General features: G+C 74.7%; 20 protein-coding genes, 1 other RNA gene and 1 riboswitch. Of the genes, 7 read left to right on the plus strand and 14 right to left on the minus strand.

The genetic code is table 11. From position 1 onward, the window contains the following. Window positions 1–122: 122 nt before the first annotated feature. The gene (locus CHC04_RS06595) at window positions 123–767 is read right to left on the minus strand and encodes a CGNR zinc finger domain-containing protein (RefSeq protein WP_089403068.1); all 645 of its coding nucleotides are present in this window, start codon (window positions 765–767) and stop codon (window positions 123–125) included. Window positions 768–842: 75 nt separating this feature from the next. On the opposite strand from CHC04_RS06595, the gene CHC04_RS06600 reads away from it, so the two are divergent. After that, the gene (locus CHC04_RS06600) at window positions 843–1,349 is read left to right on the plus strand and encodes a GNAT family N-acetyltransferase (protein ID WP_176449844.1); all 507 of its coding nucleotides are present in this window, start codon (window positions 843–845) and stop codon (window positions 1,347–1,349) included. On the opposite strand, the gene CHC04_RS06605 is transcribed toward CHC04_RS06600, so the two are convergent. After that, on the minus strand, window positions 1,325–1,909 hold the full coding sequence (locus CHC04_RS06605) for a dihydrofolate reductase family protein (protein ID WP_089403070.1): 585 nt from the start codon (window positions 1,907–1,909) through the stop codon (window positions 1,325–1,327). The two genes, CHC04_RS06600 and CHC04_RS06605, sit on opposite strands and share 25 nt — an antisense overlap. 229 nt (window positions 1,910–2,138) lie before the next feature. Between CHC04_RS06605 and CHC04_RS06610 the strand changes: the two genes are divergently transcribed. Further along, window positions 2,139–3,284 (plus strand): PIG-L family deacetylase, encoded by a 1,146-nt coding sequence (locus tag CHC04_RS06610; protein WP_089403071.1) that lies wholly within the window; start codon window positions 2,139–2,141, stop codon window positions 3,282–3,284. Between the two features lie 30 nt (window positions 3,285–3,314). On the opposite strand, the gene CHC04_RS06615 is transcribed toward CHC04_RS06610, so the two are convergent. From CHC04_RS06615 to rnpB, 3 genes are all read right to left on the minus strand, one after another. Continuing rightward, window positions 3,315–3,938 carry a class F sortase gene (locus CHC04_RS06615; RefSeq protein WP_245817032.1) on the minus strand — a complete coding sequence of 208 codons (624 nt, stop codon included), beginning with the start codon at window positions 3,936–3,938 and terminating at the stop codon, window positions 3,315–3,317. 256 nt (window positions 3,939–4,194) lie between these two features. After that, window positions 4,195–4,629: an excalibur calcium-binding domain-containing protein gene (locus CHC04_RS06620; RefSeq protein WP_089403072.1), complete on the minus strand. Its 435-nt coding sequence runs from the start codon at window positions 4,627–4,629 to the stop codon at window positions 4,195–4,197. A 255-nt stretch (window positions 4,630–4,884) separates the two neighbouring features. Continuing rightward, window positions 4,885–5,297: RNase P RNA component class A (rnpB, locus tag CHC04_RS06625), an RNA gene on the minus strand. 202 nt (window positions 5,298–5,499) lie between these two features. Continuing rightward, a riboswitch (cyclic di-AMP (ydaO/yuaA leader) is annotated at window positions 5,500–5,660 on the plus strand. Between the two features lie 272 nt (window positions 5,661–5,932). Between rnpB and CHC04_RS23975 the strand changes: the two genes are divergently transcribed. Continuing rightward, entirely contained in the window at window positions 5,933–6,571 is a 639-nt protein-coding gene (locus tag CHC04_RS23975; protein WP_176449845.1) for a VldE C-terminal domain-containing protein, read from the plus strand. A 136-nt stretch (window positions 6,572–6,707) separates the two neighbouring features. On the opposite strand, the gene CHC04_RS06640 is transcribed toward CHC04_RS23975, so the two are convergent. The 3 genes from CHC04_RS06640 to CHC04_RS23985 all read right to left on the minus strand — a co-directional run bounded on the left by CHC04_RS06640 (window position 6,708) and on the right by CHC04_RS23985 (window position 8,202). After that, window positions 6,708–7,430, minus strand: coding sequence for a PIG-L deacetylase family protein (locus CHC04_RS06640; RefSeq protein WP_089403075.1), 723 nt, complete (start codon window positions 7,428–7,430; stop codon window positions 6,708–6,710). Between the two features lie 50 nt (window positions 7,431–7,480). Then, entirely contained in the window at window positions 7,481–7,771 is a 291-nt protein-coding gene (locus CHC04_RS23980) for a DUF1203 domain-containing protein (protein ID WP_089403076.1), read from the minus strand. A gap of 71 nt (window positions 7,772–7,842) precedes the next feature. Beyond that, entirely contained in the window at window positions 7,843–8,202 is a 360-nt protein-coding gene (locus CHC04_RS23985; protein ID WP_089403077.1) for a DoxX family protein, read from the minus strand. 24 nt (window positions 8,203–8,226) lie between these two features. Here CHC04_RS23985 and CHC04_RS06655 point away from each other — a divergent pair, with 24 nt between their 5' ends. Beyond that, a complete protein-coding gene (locus CHC04_RS06655; protein ID WP_089403078.1) occupies window positions 8,227–8,982 on the plus strand; it encodes a sulfite exporter TauE/SafE family protein in 756 nt (251 codons plus the stop codon). 3 nt (window positions 8,983–8,985) lie between these two features. On the opposite strand, the gene nadA is transcribed toward CHC04_RS06655, so the two are convergent. Continuing rightward, a complete protein-coding gene (gene nadA / locus CHC04_RS06660) occupies window positions 8,986–10,017 on the minus strand; it encodes a quinolinate synthase NadA (protein ID WP_245817033.1) in 1,032 nt (343 codons plus the stop codon). Window positions 10,018–10,120: 103 nt separating this feature from the next. Further along, window positions 10,121–10,711, minus strand: a complete 591-nt coding sequence (locus tag CHC04_RS06665) for a dihydrofolate reductase family protein (protein WP_089403079.1) — start codon at window positions 10,709–10,711, stop codon at window positions 10,121–10,123. A gap of 142 nt (window positions 10,712–10,853) precedes the next feature. On the opposite strand from CHC04_RS06665, the gene CHC04_RS06670 reads away from it, so the two are divergent. The 3 genes from CHC04_RS06670 to CHC04_RS06680 are packed head-to-tail and all read left to right on the plus strand — an operon-like array spanning window position 10,854 to window position 13,347. After that, a complete protein-coding gene (locus CHC04_RS06670; RefSeq protein WP_089403080.1) occupies window positions 10,854–11,729 on the plus strand; it encodes an ABC transporter substrate-binding protein in 876 nt (291 codons plus the stop codon). Continuing rightward, window positions 11,690–12,607, plus strand: a complete 918-nt coding sequence (locus CHC04_RS06675) for an amino acid ABC transporter permease (protein WP_217897201.1) — start codon at window positions 11,690–11,692, stop codon at window positions 12,605–12,607. The genes CHC04_RS06670 and CHC04_RS06675 overlap by 40 nt, the downstream gene beginning before the upstream one ends. Then, window positions 12,604–13,347, plus strand: a complete 744-nt coding sequence (locus CHC04_RS06680; protein ID WP_425432450.1) for an amino acid ABC transporter ATP-binding protein — start codon at window positions 12,604–12,606, stop codon at window positions 13,345–13,347. The genes CHC04_RS06675 and CHC04_RS06680 overlap by 4 nt, the downstream gene beginning before the upstream one ends. Before the next feature lie 86 nt (window positions 13,348–13,433). Here the strand turns inward: CHC04_RS06680 and CHC04_RS06685 are convergent, their stop codons facing one another. From CHC04_RS06685 to CHC04_RS06700, 4 genes are read right to left on the minus strand one after another with little or no spacing between them, the layout of a single operon-like run. Then, window positions 13,434–14,531, minus strand: a complete 1,098-nt coding sequence (locus tag CHC04_RS06685; RefSeq protein ID WP_089403081.1) for a bifunctional RNase H/acid phosphatase — start codon at window positions 14,529–14,531, stop codon at window positions 13,434–13,436. Next, a complete protein-coding gene (locus CHC04_RS06690; RefSeq protein ID WP_089403082.1) occupies window positions 14,528–15,268 on the minus strand; it encodes a zinc ribbon domain-containing protein in 741 nt (246 codons plus the stop codon). The genes CHC04_RS06685 and CHC04_RS06690 overlap by 4 nt, the downstream gene beginning before the upstream one ends. Window positions 15,269–15,277: 9 nt before the next feature. Continuing rightward, window positions 15,278–16,915 carry a monocarboxylate uptake permease MctP gene (gene mctP / locus CHC04_RS06695; RefSeq protein ID WP_089403083.1) on the minus strand — a complete coding sequence of 546 codons (1,638 nt, stop codon included), beginning with the start codon at window positions 16,913–16,915 and terminating at the stop codon, window positions 15,278–15,280. Window positions 16,916–16,918: 3 nt separating this feature from the next. Then, complete coding sequence (locus CHC04_RS06700; protein ID WP_089403084.1) at window positions 16,919–17,242, minus strand: DUF3311 domain-containing protein; 324 nt, start codon at window positions 17,240–17,242, stop codon at window positions 16,919–16,921. Window positions 17,243–17,247 lie beyond the last annotated feature (5 nt).

Here is a 17,247-nt window from a genome sequence, read left to right on the forward strand (position 1 = left end):
GGGAACTCCCGTCCGGGCCCGACCCGTCCCGCCGCTCCGGCGCGCGGACGTTCTCGCAGGTCAGGGCCTCGGCCGGCGAGTGTGCGCCCCGACCCGGGTCTTGCCGCAAGCCCCGGGGTGCGCTATAGCGTGGAGGTGAGGGGAGCGGGATCTCCCTCGTCCCCGCCGTCCGCGGCCGGACGCCGCCGGCGGGCCCGGTGCCGCGACACCCGGGCCCGGTTCGCACACAGGCCGCTCACGCAGTACCGCCGGTTGCCGTTCTTCGTGGCGTCCACGAACAGCCAGCCGCAGGCCCGGCCGGGACTGCCCGGGCAGGCGCGCAACCGCGACGCCGCCTCCCCGGTGAGCAGCTCGACGGCGGACCGGGCGACCGGGCCGAGCAGGGCCTCCAGCGGCGGACCCAGGTGCTCGTGGTCGAGGACCAGCCGCCCGGGCACGGCGCCGGCGCGCAGCCGCGGCCGGCTCGCGGCGAGCCGGTCGTCGACCACCGCGAGGTCCGCCCCGTCCGGGTCGGCGGACCGCGACACCGCCTCCAGGACCCGGTAGAGGCACTCGCGGAACGCCACGGCGGCCCCGAAGGCGGCGTCGGCCTGCCGGGGGTCGCGGGCCGCCAGGTCCGCCAGGCGCGCGGACAGCTCCTCGTCGACCACCCGCTCGCGCACCGCCCAGGCCAGCAGCTCGGCGTGGTCGCGCAGGCTGTCGTCGGCCGTGCTCCACCGCAGGTCGACGGTGTTGACGAACCGGAGGGCGACCTCGCCGGCCTGCATGGCCCGACGCTAGCAGGGTAATGCCCCTTTCACATTTCGACCGTTACGAATCGGGAGGGCCCCACGATGACGTCCTTGACCACGGACCGGCTGCTCCTGCGGCCGCTGACCGAGGCCGACCTGCCGGAGCTGCACCGCGGCGTCTGGAGTGACCCCGCGGTCACCTGGGACGGGGTGGCGCGCACGCCGGACCAGTCGCGCGACCGGCTGCGCGACGCCGTCGAGCACTGGCACCGGCACGGCTTCGGGATGTGGGCGGCGGTCCGCCGCGACACCGGGGAACTGTGCGGGTTCGGCGGGCTGCAGCGGCTCGAGGGCGGCGACGAGGTCGAGGTCGGCTACTACCTGTCCCGGTCCTGCTGGGGCTCCGGGCTCGGCACGGAGATCGCCCGGGAGGCGCTCCGGCACGGCTTCGAGGACCTGCACCTCGACCGCGTCGTCGCCGTCGTCCGCCCGGGCAACGACGCCTCCCGCAGGGTGCTGGCCAAGGCCGGCATGCGCTTCGACCACCAGGCCCGGCACTACGACGCCGACGTCGAGGTCTGGGTGGCCCGGCCTCAGCCGTGCAACGAGGGCCGGTAGACCAGCTCCAGGGTGCGGCCGTCGAGCGTGCGGCTCTCCAGCAGCTCGAGGTCGAAGTCGGCCGCGCCGGCGAAGACCGGGTCCGTCCCGGTGCGACCGGAGATGACGGGGAAGACCGTCACCTGCACGCGGTCGACCAGCCCGGCTGCCATGAGCGAGCGGTTCATCGACAGGCTGCCGTGCGAGCGCAGCGGCACGTCCGACTCCTCCTTGAGCCGGGCGACGACGTCGACGGCGTCCCCGCTCACCAGGGTCGCGTGCGGCCAGTCGAGCGGGCCCTCGAGCGTCGCCGAGACCACCGTCGTCGGCAGGGTCCGCATCCGGGTGTTCAGCGGGTCCTGCGCCTCCGACTCCTCGGTGAGCGGGTCCAGCAGCGCCACGAACTCCCGGTAGGTGTTGCCCCCGAGGACCAGCCGCTGCTCCTGCCGGTACTGGGCGAGGCGGTGGTCGAGGAACTCGGGGCCCTGCTTGCCCCAGAAGCCGCCCCAGTCGCCGCCCTCGCCGTAGGAGCCGAAGCCGTCGAGGGTGCAGAGGACGTCGAAGGTGTAGACGGCGGTCACGGTTCTCTCCTCGGGCGCTGGCGATCGGGTCGGGGTGCAGACCGGGGAGCCGGGCGCGACTCATCGCCCGCAGCTCACGGTGCACGCCTCGTGGGAGTGCCCACCGCCTTCTCCCCGTGCGTCCCGATGGGCCCTCCGGTCGGCGGAGGAGAGGTACGGTGCGCCTCACCCTGCCGGTCGTTCGGCAGGTGCCGGTCATGCCCACGACCAGCAGATCAGACGGTGATCGGTGGCGGACAACACCGCGGGACGGGGTCCCGGTCAGCGACCTCCGCGCCTCCTGGGGATCTTCGCCCACCCCGACGACGAGACCGTCTGCGCCGGCGGCACGTTCGCCAAGTACGCGAGCGCCGGTGCCGAGGTCCACGTGGTCTCCCTCACCAGAGGGGGAGCCGGCCAGATCAGGGACGCCGGTGCGGCGACCAGGGCCACCCTGAAGGCCGTCCGCGAGGAGGAGCTCGCCGCGGCCGGCGAGGTCCTGGGGCTCACCCGGGCGAGCTGCCTCGACCTCCCGGACGGCGGGCTCCCCGACGTCGACGCCGGCACCCTGGTCGGTCTCGCGTCGGACCTGCTCGCCGACGTCGACCCCGACGTGGTCGTGACCTTCGGCCCGGACGGGTTCTCAGGGCACCCGGACCACGTGGCCGTGGGCGCCGCGGTCACGGCGGCCTGCCGCGAGCTGCGACCCGCCGCGGCGCTCCGGCTCTTCCACTGCCACCTGCCGCGCAGCGGCATGCTGCTGCGCGACCGCCTCGCCCAGTGGGTGGTCGAACTGACCACCCGCTTCAAGGGCACGAGGGACTTCGTCCGCGCCCTGTCGGTCTTCTCGCGCGAGACGACGGCGCTCGGGTACGCGGCCGACTTCGTCACCGTCGAGTGGTTCCCTGCCGGCTCCTACCTGATCGAGCAGGGCGAGGAGGCGACGGTGATGTACTTCCTGCTGTCCGGCCAGGTGGAGATCCGCCGGGAGGACGCCGACGGCCGGGTCCGCGTCGTGGACCGGTCCGGCCCCGGGGAGTTCATCGGCGAGGAGGGCATCGCCACCGGCCGGCCGCGCAACGCGCACGTGGTCGCCCTCGACGACGTGACGAGCCTGGCGTTCCTGGCCTCGGACCCCGCTGCCGTCTACGGGCAGGTCCCCGCGAGGACCAGAGCGCTGCCGTCAGGGGACCTGATCGACGCCGGGGTGACCACGTGCATCGACGTCTCGGACTTCGTCGGTCACAAGATCCGCGCCACCGCGGCGCACCGGACCCAGTACCCGATCGATCCGGGGATGTTCCCCGAGTCGATCCTCCGCGAGATGTTCGGCGTCGAGTACTTCGTCCGGGTGCTGCCGGAGCCGGAACTGAGGACGTCGCTGTTCGACGAGTGAGGGCGAGCCTCCCCCTACCGCGGCGCCCCGTCAGGCGACCGCCGCGAGGCTGGCGAACACGATGACGTTGTCCTGGTAGTCGCCGGTGTCCTCGTCGAACGTGCCGCCGCAGGTGATCAGGCGCAGGCCGGCGTGGTCGATGTCGCCGTACACCTCGTCGGTCGGGAAGTCGTCCTTGGGGTGCTCCTCGACGCGGTCGACCCGGAAGGTGACGACGGTGCCGTCCGCGCGGTCGACGACGACGGTGTCCCCGCGGCGCAGCTCCCGCAGCCCGTAGAACGCTCCCGGTTCACCGTCCCAGTCGACGTGGCCGGCGAGGACGGCGGGGCCGAGCTGGCCGGGTGTCGGGCCGCCGTCGTACCAACCGACCGGATAGGCACCCGGCGGGACCTCCATGGATCCGTCCCGCTCCAGGCCCAGCTGCATGATCCGGGACGTCACCCCGAGCGCCGGGATCCGGACCCGGCTGGGGGTGCTGGCCGGCAGCTGCCCCGCGCTGGCCGCAGGAGTGACCGCCTGGGCGGCAGGCGCGGACGGCGTCGCGGTCGCGGTGACCGGCGGGGCGTCCACGGCGAGGGGGACGTCGAGTCGGACGGAGTCACCCACGTCCTGGGGCAGGACGACGATCGCAGCGATGCCCGCGGCCGCGAGCACCGCGGAGGTACCCGCCCACGCTCGCGCCGCGCGGGGCCGGGCCGGGCGGACGGTGCCGCGACGGGGCCGTCCGTAGCGGGTGACGCGAGGCGGCCGGGCGAGCAGGGCCGCCAGTTCCGCGTCGGTGCCCGACGCCCTCGCAGTCGGTGGCGGTGGCGGTGGCGGGTACGCCGCGACGATGCGCACCGCGCCACCCGCCCCGGCCACCGTGTGGCCGGGGCGGGTGTCGGGCGCGCGGTGCCGCACGTCGCGGAGGTCAGACGGTCGCGCGGGAGCTGCGCCGGGCAGCGAACGCAGCCCCACCGGCCGCGGTCAGCGCGACGCCGCCCAGGACGTAGGGCAGGGCGCTGGCGTCGTCGCCGGAGGCGCTGCCGTCACCGGCGGCAACGGCACCCGCCGGACGGGTCGCGACCTGAGCGCCACCGGTCGTGGCGCCACCCGTGCTACCTGCCTGGGTGCCCGTGGTGGACGAGGCCGGCGCGTACGCGTAGTCCTCACATGCCACGCCGTCATCATCGCCATCGAGGCGCTCGGGGTCACCAGGGACCGCGTCGTAGGCAGCCTGAGCCGCAGCCTGGCTGGGGAAGTCGGGGCAGTCTCGATCGGCGGCGTGGGCCGTGCCGGCGAAACCGAAGGACAGGGCCGCGGTGAACAGGACACCAGCGGCGGCGGTGGTGGTGTTACGACGCATGATCGGGACTCCAGAGGTCTGCGGGGTGAGGCGGTTGCCACCCTCACACGGCGGAGCCGTTCCGATACGGCGTGTTCTGGAAACGCATGTGCCAGTGATGTCTCGAGAGTTCGGCGACTCCAGCCAGGTCCGCTCACACGCGTCCCACGCGAACCAGGAGCAGCGCGACGTGGAGCCGCGCCAACCACCTCGCGCGTCAGCAGGCCCTCGGCACTCAGCTCACGGCCACCGCGCGCCGAGGGCAGGCGGGGACGACGGACGAGTCGGCCTGTACGCCGGGTTCTGTCCTCGGGCGCCTCGCGGCCTCCCGATGGGCGGTCATCCATCTAGGCCCGCCGTTGCCGGCGGGCTCGAGCGGTCCACCCGCAGGCCTCGGGCGGGCAGCCCTCGAACGCCTGCGCGGGACACCGGCCGGTCGCCCGGCCGCCGTCCCTTCTCGACCTTGCTCCGGGTGGGGTTTACCGAGCCGCACCGGTCACCCGGTGCGCTGGTGGTCTCTTACACCACCGTTTCACCCTGACCAGCGGCTGGCCGCCGGCGGTCTGTTCTCTGTGGCACTGTCCCGCGGGTCACCCCGGGTCGCCGTTAGCGACCACCCTGCCCTGTGGAGCCCGGACGTTCCTCGGCGACGGGGTCTCCCCCGCCGACGCGACCGCCCGGCCGACTCGTCCGTCGTACCGGCCAGTCTACGGGCCGTCCGACGGCGGTCCGCGACGTGCCGTCGTCACCGACACGCGGAGCGCAATGCGACACGCCGTCGGTCACCTGCCAACTCCTCCAGTTCACCGCCCAGGAGTTGGCACGAGTGCACAAGCCCTCTACGGTTTGCCGCGTCCGGCCGGTCGTCGAGTCCCCCGACCGGGGGAACCGCGCCGGATGCCGCCGAGTCGGGGCCACGCCCGTGGACCCGAGCCGGGGACCCACCGCACCACTGGGGTGAGTCCCGCCTCCCGAGCCCCGCTCGGAGGCGGGTAGGGCGCATCCCCGCCCGAACCCGTCAGCTGACCCGGTAGGCGGCCACGGGAGAAAGGGAGATCTGCACCGAGGTGCGCCGCAGTGGCGCACGCCCTCGCGCGCCTCGCCCTCCAGACACCGCCGCCGCGACCCGCCCGCACCCCGGCCGGTCGCCGCGTGGACGAGCACGGACCCGACGGTCACCGCGTCGGCCTGCCCTCCCGGGCACGGCCTCCACGTGGGGCCTCTGCCCGGCTGCCCGTCCCCCTCGGTCACCCCTCATCCGCGACGGGGACCCGCCCAGTGCCGGCGGCGTCCCTGCGGACCATCGTCAGGAGCTCTCTTCACCATGCCCTCGAACACCCACCGCCGCACCGGCGTCCGCCGGACCCTGACCGTCGGCGCCGCCGCCGTCGTCTTCGGCCTCGCCGGGCAGTCCGTCGCCCAGGCCAACGACTGGGACCGGGGCCGGGACTGGGACCGCGGCTGGGACCGCTGGGACCGGACGGCCGCCACCGCCCAGGCCGAGGCCCCCGCGCCGGCCCCGGAGGCGGCTCCCGCCCCCGCCGCGGCCCCCGCGGTGCCCGCCGGGGCCGCGGCACCGGCGCCGTCCGTGGCGCTGCCCGTCTCGACCGACCTGAGCGGCAAGCCGACCCCCAGCTCGACCGCATACAGCGCGTGGGCGCCGCACGTCCGCCCGGTCGTCGCCGACGTCACCGCGACCCACGGGGTGTCCACGGTCCTCACCCGGCCCGGCCACTCGCCCACCCAGCAGCTCGCCGCGGACTTCATGGTCTACGCCGACTCGGCCAAGGGTGACGCCGTCGCCCAGTACGTGATCGACAATGCCGAGCAGTTCGACGTCGAGTACGTCATCTGGAAGCAGCGGATCTTCATCATCGGCGGCTCCGGCTGGCAGGCGATGGAGGACCGCGGGTCGATCACCGCCAACCACTACGACCACGTGCACGTCAGCTTCAACCCCTGACCGGCGCAGGACGCGGCCCCGTGCCCCCCGGGGTCGCGTCCTCGTCCTCACCGTGCGGTGCCCGACCTCACCCCGCAGCGCGAGGTCGGGCACCGCACGGTGCCGTCGGACAGCTGCCACCCGACCCGGGCGGCGGTCAGCCGGCGTAGAGCGCGAACCCGGCCAGCCGGCGCCCGGCGTCGTCGGCCGGCGTCGCCATCTCGACCTGCCGCCGCGCCTGCTCCTCGACCGGGTCGTCCGACAGCGCCTGCAGGTAGCGGCGGTGCTCGGCCAGCGAGGCCACCGCCCGGTCGACGACGCCGGTGACGTCGACGGTGTGCGTCACGCCCACCGGCGTGGAGACGGCGGTCCACCGCACGCCCCGCCACGGCTCCGGGTCGGCGAGCTCGGGGAAGATCCACTCGTTCGCCGCGTCGCCGACGGCGTCGATGGCCGAGCGGCCCAGCGCGCGGTGGTCGGCGCTGTTCCAGTAGGCCGGTGTCACGCCCGGCGGCGTCCACGTCTCCCCGAAGTGCATCGTGACCACCAGCTCCGGGCGGTGCCGGCGGACCGCCGCGGCCAGCGACCGCCGCAGGTCCAGCCCCTCCGTGAGCCGGCCGTCGGGGTGGCCGAGGAACTCCACCACCGACACCCCCACCGCCGCCGCGGCCGCCCGCTGCTCGCGCTCGCGCAGCGGCCCGGCGGCCTCCGGCGGCAGCCCGGCGATGCCGGCCTCCCCGCTGGTGGCCAGCACGTAGCGGACGTCGCGCCCGGCGGCGGTCCACGCGGCGACGGCGGCCGCGCAGCCGTACTCGACGTCGTCGGGGTGGGCGACGACGACCAGCGCGCGTTCCCAGTCCTCGGGCAGCGGTTCGACCATCCCGGCAGTCTGCCCGGCTCCGCCCGTGGCGCGGGCGACGCGCGCGGGTGTCAGCGGCCGGCCGCCCGCACCCGGTAGGTGGAGCACTGCTCGGCCAGGGCGCGCACGTGGACCACGTGCACCGCCGGGTCGGCGAGCAGCTCCTGGAGGGCCGGCTCGACGTCCTCCCCCTCCGGGACGACCCGGATGGCCGCGTGATCCGGCGACCCGTCCTCGCGGTGGCCGCGCAGCACCCGCGGCCCCTCGCGCAGCTCCGGGGGCAGCCCGGCGTCCTCCGCCCAGCCCTCGCACGGCCGGGCGTGCACGGTGAGGACGGGGGCGGGGCGCGTGGTGGTCGTCACGCCCCCACCGTCGTCGTCGCCGGGTCCGTGGTCCGGCGGGAACCGGACGCCGCGTCCCGGACAGGAGCGGATCAGCGCGCCCGCGCCACGCGCAGCGCCGCGCCGATCAGCGGCACCTGCAGCGGCAGCCGCACCACCCCGGCCGCCAGCAGCGCCGGCCGGCCGCGGGCCACCCGCAGGTGGTGCAGGTGCGCGGGCACGAAGGACGCCAGCAGCCCGGTGGCCAGCCAGCCCCCGGCCCGCCGGGTCGGGGGCGCGGTGAGCAGCGCCGCGGCGGCCACCTCGGCGACGCCGCTGCCGAGCACCCAGGCGCGGGCGTCCCCGAGCTCGGGCGGGACCAGCCACTCGTAGGTCCGCGGCCGCACGAGGTGCAGCACGCCGGACCCGCCCAGGGCGGCGGCCAGCCAGGTCGCGGGGGCGGGCGGTCGCATGCGGTCACCGTAGGCTCCGGCTCCGTGTCCGCCGCCGACCTCCTCATCGCCGCGGCGGTCGCCCTGGGCGCCGGCGTGATCAACTCCATCGCCGGCGGCGGCTCGCTGGTCCTGTTCCCCACGCTGGTGGCACTGGGGCTGCCGACCGTCGCGGCCAACGTGACCAACTCGGTGGCGCAGTGGCCGGGCTACCTCGGCGGGATGGCCGGGTTCCGCCGCGAGTACACCGGCCAGGGCCGGCGGATGGCCCGCCTGGGCGCGGTGTCGGTGCTCGGCGGGGCGGCGGGCAGCGTGCTGCTGCTGACCACGCCGAGCGAGGCGTTCGACGTCGTCGTCCCGGTGCTGGTGCTGCTGGCCAGCCTGCTGCTGGCGGTGCAGCCGCTGCTCACCCGCCGGCTGCCCGACCGCGACGACGACGCCGCCGCGCGCGACCCGTGGTGGTTGTACGTGGCGCTGTTCCTCGCCACCGTCTACGGCGGCTACTTCGGCGGGGCGCTCGGCGTGATCCTCGTCGGCGTCCTCGGGACCGCGCTGCACCGGCTGCAGCTGGCCAACGCGCTCAAGTCGGCGCTGTCCGCGGTGACCGCGACGGTGACCCTCGTCGTCTTCGGGCTCTTCGGGCCGGTCGCCTGGCCGGTGGTCGCCGTCGCCGCCCCGGCCAGCCTGGTGGGCGGTTTCGCCGGCGCCCGGATCGCCGAGCGCATCCCCGCGACGCCGCTGCGCGTGCTGATCGTCGTCTTCGGTGTCGCGGTGTCGGTCTACCTGTTCACCCGCATCTGAGCGTCACTCGCCGCCGCGGCCGGGCTCGCCGATGGCGATCATCGCCTCGACGGCGCGGCGGGCGCGGGCGGCGGTGTCGGGGGCGACGTCGATCGCGCCCTCGCCGGTGCGCAGCGTGTGCAGCAGCTTCTCCGGGGTAATCATCTTCATGTAGCGGCAGGCGGCGCGGTCGTTCATCGGGATGAACGCCGTGCCGGAGTTCAGCGAGCGCAGCTGGTGCAGGATGCCCACCTCGGTGGCCACCAGGACCTGGCCCGACGTCGTCCGCGCCGCGGCCTCGACCATCCCGCCGGTGGACAGCACGCGGGTGCGCTCGGCCGGCAGGTCGCCGTGGCTGACCAGGTCGAGCACCGAGGTGGTGCAGCCGCACTCGGGGTGCACGAGGATCTCCGCGTCGGGGTGCGCGGCGACCCGGGCGCGCACGTCGGCCGGGCTGATGCCGGCGTGCACGTGGCACTCCCCCGCCCACACGTGGATGTTCGACCGGCCGGTCACCCGCTTGACGTGCGCGCCAAGGAACTGGTCGGGGCAGAAGAGGATCTCGCGGTCCTCGGGGATCGACCGGATGACGTCGGCGGCGTTGGACGAGGTGCAGCAGATGTCGGTCTCGGCCTTCACCGCGGCGGTGGTGTTGACGTAGCTGACGACGACGGCGCCGGGGTGCTCGGCCTTCCACTCGCGCAGCTGCGCGGCGGTGATCGAGTCGGCCAGCGAGCACCCGGCGGCGTGGTCGGGCAGGAGCACCGTCTTGTCCGGCGAGAGGATCTTCGCCGTCTCGGCCATGAAGTGGACGCCACAGAACACGATCTCGCGGGCGTCGGTCTGGGCGGCGACCCGGGACAGGTAGAGCGAGTCGCCGGTGAAGTGGGCGACGTCCTGGATCTCGGGCACCTGGTAGTTGTGCGCGAGCACGACCGCGCCGCGCTCGTCGGCCAGCCGCCGGACCTCGGCGGCCCAGCTCTCGTACTCGGCGGACGACAGGGTGCGCTCGTCGCCGACGGCGGCGGCGGGGGCGGGCGCGGTGGTCGCGGTCACGGGGCTCCTCGCGGGGGGACGGGGCTCTCATGCTCCCTGCGACGTCGCCGGCCGCGACGGCGGGGTGCCGGGTGCAACGCCGGGCGCCCCGGCCGGCTTCCCGTCAGCGGCGGACGTCGTAGACCAGGTGGGTCACCCGCGACCCCTGGACCACCACCGGGTCCTCGAGCTCGATCTCCGGCGGGCCGCCGGTGCCGAAGTAGGGCCGGCCCGACCCCAGGACGACCGGGACGAGGGCGAGCACCACCCGGTCGACCAGGCCCGCGCGCAACGCCTGACCGCCGACGTCCCCGGCGGTCACCGTGACGTCGCGGTCCCCGGCGAGCTCCGTCGCCCGCTCGATCCCGGCCCGCACGTCGGGCACGAAGCTGAACGGTGCGGTGCCCAGGTGCGGCCAGTCGTCGGCCGGCCGGTGGGTGACCACGACGACGTGCTCCCCGCCGGGTGGCACGCCCTCCCACCCGTTGGTGAGGTCGAACAGCCGCCGCCCGCACACCATCGCGGCCGTGCCCGACACGTGCTCGCGCAGGAACTCCGCCGTCGGCCCGGTGACGCGGAAGGGCCGGTCCGGGTCGCTGAGGGTCACCTCGACGTCGCCGTTGCCGTACCAGTCGAACAGCGGCCCGGGCATGTCGTCGTCCCGGCCGACGTACCCGTCCAGCGACACCGCCGCGAACACGACCACCCTGCCCATCGCGATCCCTCCTCCAGTGCGTGTGCAGGGAGGACCGCCGGGGGCTGCTCAACTCACCGGTTGACGACCGGACCCGGCCGGCCTGCGAGGGAGGCGCCCTAGGATCTGCGCGCCGACACCACCCCGAGTCAAGGGACCCCCGATGCGCCGTCGTCCGCTCCCCCTCGTCCTGGCCGCCGCCACCACGCTGGCGCTGGCGGCGTGCGCCCCGCAGGAGGAGTCCACCGACGCCGCGTCCGGCAGCGGCGGGTCGGCGGCGACCGGCGCCTGCACCCCCGACGAGCTCGACACCCTCGAGCCGGGCACGCTGACCGTGGCCACCGACCAGCCCGCCTACGAGCCGTGGGTGGTCGACGACACCCCGGAGAACGGGGAGGGCTTCGAGTCCGCCGTCGCCTACGCCGTCGCCGAGCAGCTCGGCTACGCCGAGGACGACGTCACCTGGACCCGCGTGCCCTTCACCGCCGCCATCCAGCCCGGCCCCCGGCCGTTCGACTTCGACATCAACCAGTTCTCCATCACCGAGGAGCGGCGGCAGGCCGTCGACTTCTCCTCGCCCTACTACACGGTCAGCCAGGCGGTCATCACGACCGCGGGCTCGGCGGCCGACGGCGCCACGAGCCTCGACGACCTGCGCGGCCTGCGGCTGGGCGCCCAGGTGGCGACGACGAGCCTCGACGTCCTCACCGAGGTCATCGCCCCCGAGACCGAACCGGTCGTGTTCAACACCAACGACGACGCCAAGCTCGCGCTGCAGAACGGCCAGGTCGACGCGATCGTCGTCGACCTGCCGACCGCCTTCTACATCACCTCCGCGGAGCTGGACAACGGCGTGATCGTCGGCCAGCTCGAGGACTCCGGTGAGGGCGGCGACCAGTTCGGCCTGCTGCTGGCCAAGGACAGCCCGCTGACCGACTGCGTGTCCCAGGCGGTCGACGCGCTGCGCGAGGACGGCACGCTCGCCGACCTCGAGCAGCAGTGGCTCTCCGACGTCGCCGACGCGCCCGTCCTGTCCTGAGCGCCGTCCTCACCGGCGGCGGGGTCCCGGCCCTCCCGCCGCCCAGCGAGCTCGAGCTCGGCCGGCGGGCCTGGCGACGGCGCCGGGCCCGCCGCTCGACCCTGGTGGCGCTGGCCTCCACGCTGCTGTTCGCCGTCGTCGCCTGGTTCGCGGTCACGAACTCGCCGGGCTGGCCGCGGGTGCAGGCCACGTTCTTCTCGCCGTCGGCGGCGCTGGAGTCGCTGCCCGACATCGCCCGCGGGCTGCTGGTCAACCTGCAGGTGCTCGTCGTCGGCGGGCTGCTGGTGCTCGTCGTCGGGCTGGGCACCGCCGCGCTGCGCACGCTGCGCGGCCCGGCCTGGGCGCCGCTGCGGATCCTGGCGACGGTCTACGTCGACCTGTTCCGCGGCATGCCGCTGATCATCGTGCTGTACCTGGTCGGCTTCGGCTTCCCGGCGCTGGGCCTGCAGGGTGTGCCGACGTCGCCGTTCGTCCTCGGGACGGCGGCGATCGTGCTCGTCTACTCCGCGTACGTCGCCGAGGTGTTCCGGGCCGGCATCGAGTCGGTGCACCCCAGCCAGCGCGCCGCGGCCCGGTCCCTCGGCCTCACCCACCGGCAGACGATGCGGATCGTCGTGCTGCCGCAGGCGCTGCGCACGGTCACCCCGGCGCTGCTCAACGACTTCGTCGCGCTGCAGAAGGACGTCGGGCTGATCTCCGTGCTCGGCGCGGTCGACGCGGTCCGCTCGGCGCAGATCCAGGTCGGGCAGACCTTCAACTTCACGCCCTACGTCGTCGCCGGGCTGCTGTTCGTGCTGCTCGCCGTCCCCTCGGCGCGGCTGGCCGACGCCGTCACCGCCCGCGCCCGCCGCCGTCAGCAGAGCGGGTCGCTGCTGTGAGCGTGCTCGAGCTGCGGGGCATCATGAAGGCGTTCGGGGAGAACGTCGTGCTGCGCGGGGTCGACCTCGCCGTCGACGAGCACCGGGTGGTGGCGCTGATCGGCGGGTCGGGGTCGGGCAAGTCCACGCTGCTGCGCTGCGCCTCGCTGCTGGAGACCGTCGACGACGGGCAGGTGCTGCTCGACGGCGAGGACGTCACCGACCCGCGGGTCGACGCCGACCGGGTGCGCCGGCGGATGGGCGTCGTCTTCCAGGCCTACAACCTGTTCCCCCACCTGTCGGTGCTCGACAACGTGACGCTCGCGCCGACCGCCGTGCACGGGCGGCCGAGGGCCGAGGCGGTCGAGGAGGCGCGGGGCCTGCTCGGGCGCATCGGGCTGGCCGACAAGGCGCTGGAGTACCCCGACCGGCTCTCCGGCGGGCAGCAGCAGCGGGTGGCGATCGTGCGCGCGCTCGCCGTCCGCCCGCGGGTCCTGCTGCTCGACGAGGTGACCAGTGCGCTGGACCCCGAGCTGGTCGGCGAGGTGCTCGCCCTGGTGCGGGAGGTGGCCGGTCAGGGGATGACGATCGTGATGGCCACCCACGAGATGGGCTTCGCGCGGCAGGTGGCCGACACGGTGGCCTTCCTCGACGGCGGCGTGCTGCTGGAGTCCGGCCCACCCGGGCAGGTGCTCGGCGACCCGGAGCACCCGCGGACCCGGCAGTTCCTCGCCCGGGTCATCGACGCCGGCCGGCTGTGACTCCTCTCTGCCGAGATCACGTGATCTCGACGCCCAGGAGCCCCTGCGACGTCGAGATCACGTGATCTCGACGCGGGAGGGGCGGGTCAGCGCAGGTGGGCGGTGTCGTTCACCAGCCGCACCGACGTGCGCCCGTCGGAGCTCCACGCCACCGTCGACAGCGACGCGGCCTCCAGGAACACCCGGTGCACGACCTCGTCGCCGACGTCGAGGCCGGCGGCCAGCAGCAGCTTGATCGGGGTCACGTGGCTGACCACCAGCACCGTCCGCCCGGCGTGCCGCTGGAGCAGCCGCGCCCGCGCCCGGGCCACCCGCCGCGCCACGTCGGCCACCGACTCACCGCCCGGCGCGGCCACCGTGACGTCGGCGGCGAACCGGCGGACCGCCAGCGGGTGGCGCGCCCGCGCCTCGGCGGCGGTCAGCCCCTCGAGGTCGCCGAAGTCGAGCTCGACGAGGTCGTCGTCGTACTCGACCGGCAGGCCCAGCGCCGCGGCCACCGTCTCGGCGGTCTCCCGGGTGCGCCGCAGCGGCGAGGCGACGACGACCTCGATGCCGAGCTCCTTCGCGCGGACGGCGGCCGCCTCGGCCTCCGCCCGCCCGGTGGCCGACAGCGGCAGGTCGTTGCGGCCGCTGTAGCGGCGCTCGGGGGTGTGCTCGGTCTGCCCGTGCCGCAGCAGGTGCGTCACCGTGGTGACCACGGGCGCCGGCTCGGCGGCGGGCTGCACGTCGTCGCCGGTCACCGACGGCTCGGCGGCGGCGTCGCGGTGCACCGGCCGGCCGTCCATCGCGCTGTTGGCCAGGGCGTCGGCGGCGGAGTTCTGCGCGCGCGGCACCCAGGTGTAGCGCACGCTGCCCAGCTGCCGGGCGATGGCGCGGGCCTGCACGGCCAGCTTCTGCATGTCCGGGTGCTTGATCTTCCAGCGGCCCGACATCTGCTCGACGACGAGCTTGGAGTCCATCCGCACCTCGACGTCGGCACCGGCGTCGAGGTCGAGTGCGGCCTGCAGCCCGGCCACGAGCCCGCCGTACTCGGCGACGTTGTTGGTGGCCCGCCCGACCGACGCCGCCCGCTCGGCGAGCACCCGCCCGGTGCCGGCGTCGCGGACCAGCGCGCCGTAGCCGGCCGGCCCGGGGTTGCCCCGCGAGCCGCCGTCGGCCTCGACGACGAGACGTCGCCCGCTCACAGCCCGGACTCGGCGGTGCGCACCAGGATGCGGCCGCAGTTCTCGCAGCGGACCACCTCGTGCGGGTCGGCGTTGCGGACGGCGGCCAGCTCGCGGCCGTTGAGCTCGATGCGGCACCCCTGGCACTGGCGGGCCTTGAGCACCGCCGCGCCGGTGGTGCCGGTCTGGGCGCGGATGCGGTCGTAGAGCGCCAGCAGCTGCTCGGAGACGCCGGCGGCGACCTCGGCGCGGGCGGCCTCGTGCCGGGCGGTGGCGTCGGCGATGTCGGCCAGGGCGTCGTCGCGGAGCTGCTCGGCCCGCTCGCGGTCGGCGGCGGCCGAGGCGCGGCCCTCCTGGGCGGCGACGAGCGTGGCGTCGGCGGTCTCCCGGCGCTCCATGAGCTCGAGCACCTGGTCCTCGAGGTCGGACTGCCGCCGGGACAGCGACTGCAGCTCCGACTGCAGCGAGGTGATCTCCTTCGCCGTCGCGGCGCCGGAGTCGATCCGCCCCTGGTCGCGCGCCGCCCGCTGCCGGACGGTCTCGACGTCGGCCTCCAGCCGCTTCTGCTCCCGGTCGAGGTCGCGCACCTCGGTCTCGGCGCGGACCTCGGCCTCGGCGAAGCCCCGCTCGGACTCGGCGGCGGCCTCGACGGCGGCGACCTCCGGCAGCGTCCGCTTGCGGTGGGCGAGCTGGGTGAGCGCGACGTCCTCGGCGGCCAGCGTCAGGAGCTTCTGCTGCTCGAAGTGGTCGGCCTTCACCCGACCAACCTACCGTCGGGCCGGGCGCTCCCCTCCCGGTGGCGCCGACTCCAGCGGGTCGGGCAGCTCGCGGAAGGTCGGGTCCTCCCGCTCGGCGGTGTAGTCGGTGTCCGCCGTCCCGTCGACGCCGTCGGACACCTTCGCCGCCCGCAGCGCCAGCGTCACCAGGACGACGACGAGCAGGTTGGCGGCCAGCGCGAGCAGGCCGGTGTAGACCGAGGACGCCGCGTCGAGGCCCAGCTTCGACAGCGCGAACGACGACCCGCCGAAGTGCTCGCGCACCACCGTCCCGTCCGGGCCCAGCCGCGGGGTGTTGTAGAGCATCAGCAGGCCCGCGGTCATCCCGGCCACCCAGCCGGCGATCAGCCCGCCGCGGTGCATCCACCGGGTGTAGAGGCCCAGCGCCACCGACGGCAGCGTCTGCAGGATGATCACGCCGCCGATCAGCTGCAGGTCGATGGAGAACTGCGGGTCGATGAACAGGATCGCCGCGACCGCGCCGAGCTTGACCACCAGCGAGACGACCTTCGCCACCTGCGCCTCCTGCCGCGGGGTGGCGTCGCGCTTCAGGAACTCCTTGTAGATGTTGCGGGTGAACAGGTTGGCCGCGGCGATCGACATGATCGCCGCCGGCACCAGCGCGCCGATGCCGATCGCGGCGAAGGCGATGCCGGCGAACCAGCTCGGGAACATCTCCTGGAACAGCACCGGGACGATCGTGTTGCCGTCCTCGCCGATGGGCGTCACGCCGGCCGCGATCGCCATGAAGCCCAGCAGCGCGATGAACCCCAGCGCCAGGCTGTAGACCGGCAGCGCGCTCATGTTGCGCTTGAGCACGTCGCGGTTGCTGGCCGCCAGCAGCCCGGTGATCGAGTGCGGGTAGAGGAACAGCGCCAGCGCCGAGCCCAGGGCCAGGGTGGCGTAGCCCAGCTGGCCGGTGGCCGGCAGCAGCACCCCCGCCCCCGTGCCGGCGGAGAACTTCTCCTCCGCGGCGCCGAAGATCGCGTCCCAGCCGCCGAGCTTCACCGGGATGACGATCACCGCGACGATGATCGTCAGGTAGATGAGCGTGTCCTTGACGAAGGCGATCAGCGCCGGCGCCCGCAGCCCCGAGTTGTAGGTGTAGAGCGCGAGGATCACGAACGCCACGATGAGCGGCAGCTCGCCCTCGACGCCCATCGCCTTGAGGATCGCCTCGATGCCGACCAGCTGGAGGGCGATGTAGGGCATCGTCGCGACGATCCCGGTCAGCGCCACCAGCAGCGCCATCGTGGGCGAGTCGAACCGCGAGCGGACGAAGTCCGCCGGGGTGACGAAGCCGCGCACGTGGCTGACCGACCACAGCCGGATGACCACCAGGAACACCAGCGGGTAGATCACCACGGTGTAGGGGACGGCGAAGAACCCGGCGGCGCCGGCGCCGAACATCAGCGCCGGGACGGCGACGAAGGTGTAGGCGGTGTAGAGGTCACCGCCCAGCAGGAACCAGGTGATCCAGGTGCCGAAGTTGCGCCCGCCCAGTCCCCACTCGTCGAGGTGCATGAGGTCGTCCGCGCGCCGCCAGCGCGCGGCGACGAACCCCATGACCGTGACGACGAGGAACAGGACGATGACGATCGACAGCTCGACGACGTTGACCCCGTCCACGGCTCAGCGCTCCCCGTCGCGGCGGGCGTCCCGCGCGGCCGACTTCCGGGCGGTGTCCCGGGCGATCGCGTCCCGCGCGGCGGCCTGCTCGGCCGGGCTGCGCCGGGTGGCCCGGTAGACCAGGACGGTGGTCAGCACGCCGAGGGCGACGAAGGCCAGCTGCAGCCAGTAGAAGAGCGGCCAGCCGAACAGCGTCGGCTCCACGCGGTTGTAGAGCGGCACGATCAGCGGCACCACGATCGGCACCAGCAGCAGCCAGTTCCACGGGCTGCGGTCGCTGCGCCGGGGGACGACACCCCCCGTCGGCGGTCGTCGGTCGGTGGCCACGGCGT

The sequence above is a fragment of the Geodermatophilus saharensis genome, from assembly GCF_900188205.1.
Lineage (GTDB): Bacteria > Actinomycetota > Actinomycetes > Mycobacteriales > Geodermatophilaceae > Geodermatophilus > Geodermatophilus saharensis.

Excerpts from the sequence above, each read along its gene's own strand:
- CHC04_RS23985 (WP_089403077.1), bottom strand. The coding sequence starts at position 8,202 with ATGCGACCGCCCGCCCCCGCGACCTGGCTGGCCGCCGCCCTGGGCGGG.
- CHC04_RS06670 (WP_089403080.1), top strand. The coding sequence starts at position 10,854 with ATGCGCCGTCGTCCGCTCCCCCTCGTCCTGGCCGCCGCCACCACGCTG.
- CHC04_RS06665 (WP_089403079.1), bottom strand. The coding sequence starts at position 10,711 with ATGGGCAGGGTGGTCGTGTTCGCGGCGGTGTCGCTGGACGGGTACGTC.
- CHC04_RS06620 (WP_089403072.1), bottom strand. The coding sequence starts at position 4,629 with ATGCGTCGTAACACCACCACCGCCGCCGCTGGTGTCCTGTTCACCGCG.
- CHC04_RS23975 (WP_176449845.1), top strand. The coding sequence starts at position 5,933 with ATGCCCTCGAACACCCACCGCCGCACCGGCGTCCGCCGGACCCTGACC.
- CHC04_RS06640 (WP_089403075.1), bottom strand. The coding sequence starts at position 7,430 with ATGGTCGAACCGCTGCCCGAGGACTGGGAACGCGCGCTGGTCGTCGTC.
- CHC04_RS06595 (WP_089403068.1), bottom strand. The coding sequence starts at position 767 with ATGCAGGCCGGCGAGGTCGCCCTCCGGTTCGTCAACACCGTCGACCTG.